This window comes from Citrobacter sp. wls827, assembly GCF_005280875.1.
In the GTDB taxonomy this organism is placed as follows: domain Bacteria; phylum Pseudomonadota; class Gammaproteobacteria; order Enterobacterales; family Enterobacteriaceae; genus Citrobacter; species Citrobacter youngae.
On the sequence record NZ_SZWR01000020.1, the window covers coordinates 1 to 1085 of the forward strand.

Here is a 1085-nt window from a genome sequence, read left to right on the forward strand (position 1 = left end):
TGGAGCTGAAATCAGTCGAAGATACCAGCTGGCTGCAACTGTTTATTAAAAACACAGCACTGTGCAAACACGAAAGTGGACGTATACGGTGTGACGCCTGCCCGGTGCCGGAAGGTTAATTGATGGGGTTATCCGTAAGGAGAAGCTCTTGATCGAAGCCCCGGTAAACGGCGGCCGTAACTATAACGGTCCTAAGGTAGCGAAATTCCTTGTCGGGTAAGTTCCGACCTGCACGAATGGCGTAATGATGGCCAGGCTGTCTCCACCCGAGACTCAGTGAAATTGAACTCGCTGTGAAGATGCAGTGTACCCGCGGCAAGACGGAAAGACCCCGTGAACCTTTACTATAGCTTGACACTGAACACTGGTCCTTGATGTGTAGGATAGGTGGGAGGCTTTGAAGTGTGGACGCCAGTCTGCATGGAGCCAACCTTGAAATACCACCCTTTAATGGCTGGTGTTCTAACGTGGACCCGTGATCCGGGTTGCGGACAGTGTCTGGTGGGTAGTTTGACTGGGGCGGTCTCCTCCTAAAGAGTAACGGAGGAGCACGAAGGTTAGCTAATCCTGGTCGGACATCAGGAGGTTAGTGCAAAGGCATAAGCTAGCTTGACTGCGAGAGTGACGGCTCGAGCAGGTGCGAAAGCAGGTCTTAGTGATCCGGTGGTTCTGAATGGAAGGGCCATCGCTCAACGGATAAAAGGTACTCCGGGGATAACAGGCTGATACCGCCCAAGAGTTCATATCGACGGCGGTGTTTGGCACCTCGATGTCGGCTCATCACATCCTGGGGCTGAAGTAGGTCCCAAGGGTATGGCTGTTCGCCATTTAAAGTGGTACGCGAGCTGGGTTTAGAACGTCGTGAGACAGTTCGGTCCCTATCTGCCGTGGGCGCTGGAGAATTGAGGGGGGCTGCTCCTAGTACGAGAGGACCGGAGTGGACGCATCACTGGTGTTCGGGTTGTCATGCCAATGGCATTGCCCGGTAGCTAAATGCGGAAGAGATAAGTGCTGAAAGCATCTAAGCACGAAACTTGCCCCGAGATGAGTTCTCCCTGAGACTATAAGTCTCCTGAAGGAACGTT

1 rRNA gene is annotated in these 1085 nt (G+C 53.1%); it reads left to right on the forward strand.

Going from position 1 to position 1085, the window contains the following annotated elements:
• Nucleotides 1-1085, forward strand: a 23S ribosomal RNA gene (locus tag FDX03_RS17025); the annotation flags it as partial.